The organism is Winogradskya humida, from assembly GCF_016862215.1.
Classification (GTDB): domain Bacteria; phylum Actinomycetota; class Actinomycetes; order Mycobacteriales; family Micromonosporaceae; genus Actinoplanes; species Actinoplanes humidus.
In genome coordinates, this window is the sequence record NZ_BOMN01000153.1 from 22364 (window position 1) to 30130 (window position 7767).

The 7767-nt window shown below is 71.4% G+C and carries 6 protein-coding genes; 4 read left to right on the forward strand and 2 right to left on the reverse strand.

Annotated features, from left to right (window positions below; translation table 11 throughout):
- The first annotated feature begins 24 nt into the window (after nt 1-24).
- On the forward strand, nt 25-2751 hold the full coding sequence (locus tag Ahu01nite_RS49250) for an ATP-binding protein (protein WP_203843706.1): 2727 nt from the start codon (nt 25-27) through the stop codon (nt 2749-2751).
- A 33-nt stretch (nt 2752-2784) separates the two neighbouring features.
- Here Ahu01nite_RS49250 and Ahu01nite_RS49255 read toward each other — a convergent pair whose 3' ends face one another.
- On the reverse strand, nt 2785-3441 hold the full coding sequence (locus Ahu01nite_RS49255; protein WP_203843707.1) for a GntR family transcriptional regulator: 657 nt from the start codon (nt 3439-3441) through the stop codon (nt 2785-2787).
- A 16-nt stretch (nt 3442-3457) separates the two neighbouring features.
- Between Ahu01nite_RS49255 and Ahu01nite_RS49260 the strand changes: the two genes are divergently transcribed.
- The gene (locus Ahu01nite_RS49260) at nt 3458-6316 is read left to right on the forward strand and encodes an FAD-binding and (Fe-S)-binding domain-containing protein (RefSeq protein ID WP_203843708.1); all 2859 of its coding nucleotides are present in this window, start codon (nt 3458-3460) and stop codon (nt 6314-6316) included.
- Nucleotides 6317-6367: 51 nt separating this feature from the next.
- Here Ahu01nite_RS49260 and Ahu01nite_RS49265 read toward each other — a convergent pair whose 3' ends face one another.
- Nucleotides 6368-6721 carry a hypothetical protein gene (locus Ahu01nite_RS49265; protein ID WP_203843709.1) on the reverse strand — a complete coding sequence of 118 codons (354 nt, stop codon included), beginning with the start codon at nt 6719-6721 and terminating at the stop codon, nt 6368-6370.
- A 186-nt stretch (nt 6722-6907) separates the two neighbouring features.
- On the opposite strand from Ahu01nite_RS49265, the gene Ahu01nite_RS51230 reads away from it, so the two are divergent.
- Both Ahu01nite_RS51230 and Ahu01nite_RS49270 read left to right on the forward strand, forming a co-directional pair.
- Nucleotides 6908-7105 (forward strand): helix-turn-helix domain-containing protein, encoded by a 198-nt coding sequence (locus tag Ahu01nite_RS51230; RefSeq protein ID WP_239159785.1) that lies wholly within the window; start codon nt 6908-6910, stop codon nt 7103-7105.
- A 7-nt stretch (nt 7106-7112) separates the two neighbouring features.
- Entirely contained in the window at nt 7113-7754 is a 642-nt protein-coding gene (locus Ahu01nite_RS49270; RefSeq protein ID WP_239159786.1) for an IS630 family transposase, read from the forward strand.
- The last annotated feature ends 13 nt before the right edge of the window (nt 7755-7767 follow it).

Below are 7767 nucleotides of genomic sequence, written 5' to 3' on the forward strand. Positions count from 1 at the left end.
CCATGCACCTCTACTATCGGGGGCATGACGGCGCTCACCCTGGTAGGACGCGCTGCGGAGATCGAAAGTGTCCGGGCGTTCCTGCAGCGGGCCGCCCGCGACGGGGGCGCCTATCTGATCTCCGGTGCGGCGGGGGTGGGCAAGACCGTCCTGCTGGACGCCGCGGCCGGGCTCGCCAAGGACGCCGGAGCGCTCGTGCTGCGCGCGGCAGGGGTGCAGTTCGAGGTCGACGTGAGCTACTCGAGCCTGCACCAGCTGCTCACGCCCCTGCTGGACGAGCTCGGCGAGCTGCAACCCAACTACCGGGAAGCGCTGGCGGTCGCCCTGGGCATCGGCTCCGGACCACCGCCGCCGCGGCTGGTGCTGCTGAACGCCGTGCTGACGCTGCTGACGCGGGCCGCTTCCGGGCGTACGGTGCTGCTGGTTGTCGATGATCTTCCGTGGCTGGATCGGGCCAGTGCTGTGCTGCTGAGCTCGGTGGCCCGGCGCCTCGGTGGCACCGCCATCGGGCTGCTGGGCGCGTCCCGGTCGGCGACCGAGGGTTTCTTCGAGCCCACCGGCCTGCCGGAGGTCGAGCTGCACCCTCTTGACGAGAACGCGGCCGCCGAGCTGCTCGCCACCCGCTTCCCGGCGCTCGTGCCGGGGGTCCGCCGGCGGCTGTTGCAGGAGTCGCAGGGCAACCCGCTCGCGCTGATGCAGCTGCCCGCCACACTGACCCCCCGGCAACGGCAGTCGGCGAGCGCGCTGCCCGCGGTCCTGCCGCTCACCGGCCGGCTGCAGACGCTGTTCACGGAGCGGATCGCCGACCTGCCCGCCGCCACCCGGGCCATGCTGCTGCGGGCGGTGCTCGACGGGACAGGCGATCTGCGCCTGGTGAGCGATGACGGCACCGCCTCGGACGATCTCGCCCCGGCGGAGGCCGCTCACCTCATCACCCGGGAGGCGGCGGTGTCCCGGGTGACGTTCCGCCATCCGCTCATCCGCTCCGCGGTGGTCGAGAGCGCCACCGGTGAGCAGCGCCGCGAAGCCCACCGCGAGCTCGCCGCGCGGTTGCTCGCCCAGCCCGACCGCCGGGTCTGGCACCTTGCCGAAGCCGCCACCGGCGCCGACGAGGCCGTGGCCACCCTGCTCGAACAGGCAGCGCACCGCACACTGCACCGCGGCGACTCCACCGGCGCGGTGACGGCGCTGACCCGGGCCGCGGCGCTGAGCCCGGCACAGCAGGACCAGAGCCGGAGACTGGCCGAGGCCGCCTATCTCGGCGCCCACACGACCGGCGAGATGCTCAACGCCTCGGAGCTGCTCCAGCAGGCCCGGCGCCTCGACCCGGCGAGCGGATCACCGCACGCGGCGATGGCGGCCACCTACATCCTGATCAACGGCGACGGCGACCTCAACACGGCGTACCGGCTGCTGCTCGGCGCGATCGAGTCGGGCACCCACGGCTGGGACGCCGCCGACGCCGGCCTGACCGACGCGCTGAACGCGTTGCTGCTGATCTGTTACTGGCTCGGGCGCAGCGACCTCTGGCCGCCCTTCTACGCCGCCCTCGACCGGCTCACCCCGGCCGTGCCCGAGCTGCTGTTCCTGCAGAGCCGCATCTTCCCGGACCCCGCCCGCACGAGCGCCGCGATGCGGGCGCGCTTCGTCGAGCTGCTCAAAGCCGTCGACTCCGAGCAGGAACCCAGCCGGATCACCCGGATCAACACCACCGCCGCCTACCTCGACCTGCTCGGCGCGACGCGCGACAGCGCCTGGCGACTCGTGCACGACGGCCGCTCGGGCGGCGCCGTCCGCAGCAGCGTCGGCGGCCTCATGTACCTGTGCATCGACGACTTCTTCAGCGGCCGCTGGGACGAATGCGAGGAACTCGCCGAGGAGGGCCTCGCCCGCTGCCGCGCCAACGGGTACGGCTTCCACGCCTGGTATTCCCTCTACATCCTGGCGCTCCTCGCCGCGGTCCGGGGCGACGGCCACGCGTCCCGGGAACGCTCCGACGAGCACATCCGGGTGACCGAGGCCCGGTCCGCCCCCGGTGCCGCGCAGTGGGCACAGCACCCCCGGGTGCTCGCCGCCATCGCGCAGGAGAACTACGAAGAGGCGTACCAGCAGGCGGTCGCTCTCAGCCCGGCGGGAACGTTCGCCTCCTACGTCCCGCACGCCCTCTGGGTCTCCTTCGACCTCGTCGAGGCCGCCGTCCGCACCGGTCGCTTCGACGAAGCCGACGCTCACGTCGCCGCGATGCACCGGACCGACCTCTTCGCCGTCTCGCCCCGGTTGCAGCTGCTCAAAGCGGGTGCCAATGCCGTCGCCGATCGCGGGGAGTCGGCGCTGTCCGCGTTCGAGGCCGCGCTGGCCACGCCGGGGGCTGGGCAGTGGCCGCTCGACCTCGCCCGGCTGCGGCTGCTCTATGGGGAACGGTTGCGCAGGGCGCGTCGCAACGCGTCCGCCCGTACCCAGCTGAATGAGGCTTTGGAGATTTTCTCGCGGCTCGGTGCCACGCCATGGGCCGACCGCACCCGCCGGGAACTGCGCGCCGCGGGGGAGGGGCAGCTGCGGACGACCGATGACACGCTCACCGCCCAGGAACTCGAGATCGCCCGCCTGGCCGCCGCCGGCCTGACCAACCGCCAGATCGGGGAGAGGCTCTTCCTTTCGCACCGTACGGTCGGTGCGCACCTCTATCGCGTCTACCCGAAACTGGGCATCACCACTCGGACAGCGCTGCACGCCGCCCTCCCCGAGCTCTGACCGCCTCCCTCGCCCGCTCATGGGCTCTGCCGGTCACAGGTTTGTGACGAGGAGGTGGGCGGTTGCTTCGAGGTGGGTGCGCATGGCTGCTTCGGCGGCGGCGCCGTTGCGGGCGAGGACGGCGGTGACGATCGGTTCGTGTTCGGCGTGGATCTGGGCGAGGGTGCGGCCGCTGGCGGTGGTGGGCGGGCCGAGGAGGGCGGTTGTGGTGCGGAGGCGCTCGATGATGGTGGCGGTGCGGGGCCGGCCGGAGGTGCGTAGCAGCAGGTCGTGCAGGGAACGGTCGGCCGGCCAGAAGGAATTCTCGTCGTCCTGGGAGGCCGCGGCGGCCATCGCGGCCAGGGTCGCGCCGATCAGGGCGTGCTGGTCATCGGTGCCCAGCGTCGCGGCCAGGCGGGCGGCGGGTGGCTCCAGCGCGAGCCGGATGCCGATGATCTCCTCGATGTCGTGTGCCTGCGGGGGCAGGACACGGAACCCCCGGTTGCGTCTGATTTCGATCAGCCCGGCCTCCTCCAGGCGGAGCAGGCCCTCGCGGACCGGGCTGCGGGAGATGCCGAGCAGGTCCGCCAGCTGATAGACGGAATACGTCACGTCGGGGACCAGCTCACCGGCCGCGACACCATGCCGGACCGCCTTGACGACGGCATCGGCGAGGGATTGGGCCTCGGGTGGCAATGCGAGCTCCGGCATGAGTAACATGTTACCCATGAGCGTGGATCTGGGCACTCCCTCGTCAGCCGGTCCTTCGCCGGCGGGCCCCTCGCCGGCCGGCGTCTCGTCTGCCGGCGTGGTGTCGGCGCTGGAGCGGGCCGGGCTTGAGGTGCGGGCCGACAAGGGCACGCTCGGGATGTATGCCTCCGACGCCTCTCTGTATCGGATTCCGCCGCTCGCCGTGGTGCGGCCCCGGCATGTCGACGAGGTGGCGGCGGCGCTCGCCGTCGCGCGGGAGACCGGTGTTCCGCTGACCTCGCGCGGGGCCGGCACGTCGGTGGCGGGCAACGCCGTCGGGCGGGGGATCGTGCTCGACTTCTCCCGGCATCTCAACCGGGTGCTGAGCATCGACCCCGGGGCGCGGACGGCCGTGGTCGAGCCGGGGACCGTGCACGCCGTGCTGCAGAAAGCCGCGACGCCGCATGGTGTCCGCTTCGGGCCGGATCCCTCGACGCATCCGCGGTGCACGATCGGCGGGATGATCGGCAACAACGCCTGCGGGTCGCGCTCCCTGGCCTACGGGCGGACGTCCGACAACGTCGCCGGCCTCGAACTGCTGACCGCGGGTGGGGAGCGGTTCACCACCGGGTATGACGACGGGATCGCGGTGGTCAGTGGAGCTGAGTCGGTGCTCAGCGGCGTACGCAACTCTGTGGGAAGGCATCTTGCGACGGCCCGGACCGAATTTGATCGGTTTGGCCGGCAGGTGTCGGGTTATGCCGTGCAGCATCTGCTGCCGGAGCGGTTCGATCTGACCCGGGCGCTCGTCGGCTCGGAGGGCACGCTGGCCGTGATCACGCAGGCGACCGTGAAGCTGGTGGTGGATTCGCCGGTGCGGGTGGTGGTGGTGCTCGGGTTCGCCGACATCGTCGCCGCCGGGGAGGCGTCCCCGGCTGTGGTCGCGCACGGTCCGACCTCGTGCGAGGGTCTCGACTCGCGGCTGCTCGACGTGTTGCGCGCCCGCCGCGGGCCGGATGCCGTGCCGTCGCTGCCGCGTGGCGCCGCCTGGCTCTTCGTCGAGCTGGCCGGGGACGAGCTCGGCGAGGTGACGGCGCGGGCGCAGAAGCTGGCCGCCGACGGCATCGGGCTCGACGCGCTGGTCGTCACCGATCCCGCCACCCAGGCCCGGTTGTGGCGCATCCGGGAGGACGGCGCGGGGCTCGCCGGGCGGGCGCCCTCCGACAAGCCCGCATGGCCCGGCTGGGAGGACGCCGCGGTGCCCCCGCACAAGCTTGGCGCCTACCTGGCCCGATTCGACGAGCTGGTCGCGTCCTACGGGATGACGTCCGCGCCGTTCGGCCATTTCGGCGACGGCTGCATGCACGTGCGCCTCGACTTCCCGCTGGACCAGCCCGGCGGCACGAAGGTGATGCGTGAGTTCCTGACCGATGCGGCCCGGCTCGTGGGCGAGTTCGGCGGCTCGCTGTCGGGGGAGCACGGCGACGGCCGCGCCCGTTCAGAGCTGCTGCCGCACATGTATTCACCCGAGGCGATCGCGCTGTTCGCCGGGATCAAGCACGCCTTCGACCCCGGCAATCTGCTCAACCCCGGCGTCCTCGTCGACCCCGACCCGGTCGACGCCGACGTCCGCCCCGCCGGCCGCTTCCCGCTGAAACAACTGGCCATGGCCTACCCGCACGACGACGGCGACCTCGGCCAGGCCGTGCACCGCTGCACCGGCGTCGGCAAGTGCCGCGCCGACAACTCCGCGGCCGGTGGCGTCATGTGCCCCTCCTACCTGGCCACGCGCGAGGAGAAGGACTCCACCCGCGGCCGGGCCCGGGTGCTGCAGGAGGTCGTCCGTGGCGAGCTCGCCTGGTCCGACCCGTCCGTGCACGACGCGATGGACCTCTGCCTGTCCTGCAAGGGCTGCGCCTCCGACTGCCCGACCGGCATCGACATGGCCACCTACAAGTCCGAGGTGCTGCACCAGAGCTACAAGGGCAAACTGCGCCCGCGCTCGCACTACACGCTGGGCAAGCTGCCGTTCTGGTCCCGGCTGGCCGGTTGGACGCCGCGCCTGGCAAACCTGGCCACCCGCCTCCCGGGCATCCGCGGTGCCGCCCTGTGGCTGGCCGGCGTCGACAAGCGTCGTTCGGTCCCGGCGTTCGCCCGCCGCCCGTTCCACCGCAGCTTCGTCCCCGAGACGGTGCCGACCCGCACCCCGGTGGTGCTCTTCGCCGACTCCTTCTCCGACGCCTTCTCACCCGAGGTCGCCGACGCCACCGTCCGCGTCCTGCGCGCCGCCGGCTACGAACCGCAACTGCCCTCCGGCTCGGTCTGCTGCGGCCTCACCTGGATCACCACCGGCCAGCTCGACTCCGCCAAGAAGATCCTCTCCCGCACGGTCGCCACCCTCGCCCCCGACGCCCGCGCCGGCATCCCCATCGTCGGCATCGAGCCCTCCTGCACGGCGGTGCTCCGCTCGGACGTCCAGGAGTTGCTGCCCGGCGACGACGACGCGAAGACGGTCGCCGCCTCGGTCCACACCCTCGCCGAACTCCTCGCCAAAACCCCCGGCTGGACCCCACCGGACCTGTCCGACGTCGAAGTCATCGCCCAGCCCCACTGCCACCACCACGCCATCCTCGGCTGGAAAGCCGACGCCGACCTCCTCGCCTCCACGGGCGCCCAGGTGAAACGCCTGGCCGGCTGCTGCGGCCTGGCCGGCAACTTCGGCGTCGAACTAGGCCACTACGAAGTCTCCGTCGCCGTCGCCGAACAAAACCTCCTCCCCGCCCTCGACGCCGCCCCCCACGCCGTGGTCCTGGCCGACGGCTTCTCCTGCCGCACCCAGGTCACCGACCTCCGCCACCGCCCCGCCCTCCACCTGGCCCAACTCCTCGACCGCTGACCCGCCCCCACCACTCGCCTGGGCTATCCCGGTTCCTAGTGCTGCGCCGCGTTAGTTCGTCGGGGGTGTGAGCCAGGCGGTCGGGTCGTCGAGGTAGAGGCCGCAGGCGCAGTCGAGGGCTTCTTCCGGGCTGCCGATCGGTAGCCCGGAAGGCAGGACGTTGTCCTGGTAGCAGTCGCGGCTGGCGAGGTAGATCGCGAAGCCCCAGGTGTGCAGGACGCCGGTGAACCGCAGCCGGCACAGCGGCTGGACCTGTCCGCCGGGTAGGACGGCGTCGAGGTAGGCGAACCCGGCCCGGTAACGGATCTGGACGCTTTCCAGGTGGGGCCAGCGATTGTGGGCGTATTCGTTGAGGCGTTGCCGCAGGTGATGCTGCATCGACTCGGGCGGGTTCCGGCGGGCCATGGGTTCATGCTGCCGTGCCCGCTGGCTGCCACGCCATGATCGGCGATGATCTTTCCCCGGTCGAGTCGGTTCTGACAGGCGGGATTGAGCCTCGTGGCGAATACAGCGGTCACGATCGTGGTGGACGAGCAAAATCGCCGGTGGCTGTCACGGACCGTCCGGTCGGCCCGGGCGCAGGCCAGAGCGGTGTTACGGGCCAGGATCGTCCTCGCGGCCGCTGCCGGGCTACCCAACGCGCGGATTGCTGCTGATCTGCAGGTCGGCGTTGACGCGGTCCGTAAATGGCGGTCCCGGTTCGCGGCTGGTGGGCTGAGCGGGCTGACCGACGCGAAGCGCTCCGGCCGGCCTCGCCGGCGCCTCGCAGGTCGGGCGGATCCTGGCTGACTGCGACCTGCGGCCTTACCGGGTCCGTGGCTGGCTTACCCGCAAAGACGACCCGGTGTTCTGGACCCGCACCGCCGACATCTGCGATCTCTACCTCAACCCGCCACCCGACGCGGTCGTGTTGTCCATCGACGACAAGACCGCCATCGCCGCCCGTTCCCGCAAACACCCCGGCCGTCACGCAGGCCCGGGCCGACCCGCCTACCAGGAGTTCGAATACGTCCGACACGGCACCGTGTCGATCATCGCTGCCCTCGACGTCCAGACCGGACAAGCGGTCACCGAGTCAATCCGACGCAACGACTCGGTGACCTTCCAACACTTCCTGACCATGCTTGACACCAGCATCGACCCGGCCAAACAGATCCACGTCGTCCTCGACAACGGATCGTCACACGTCGCGAAAGCCACCCGGGCCTGGCTTTCCGCGCATCCCCGCTGGCATGTGCACCGGACCCCGGTCCATGCCTCCTGGCTCAACCAGATCGAGTTGTATTTCTCCGTGCTGACCCGCGGAGTCGTACGCCATGGCGACTTCAGCTCCCGCGACGATCTCATCAACAAGATCGAGCCCTACGCGATCGAGAAGAACACCACCGCAAAGCCCTACCGATGGACATACGACGGAACCCCACTCAAAGCCGCATGACCCCCGACGAACT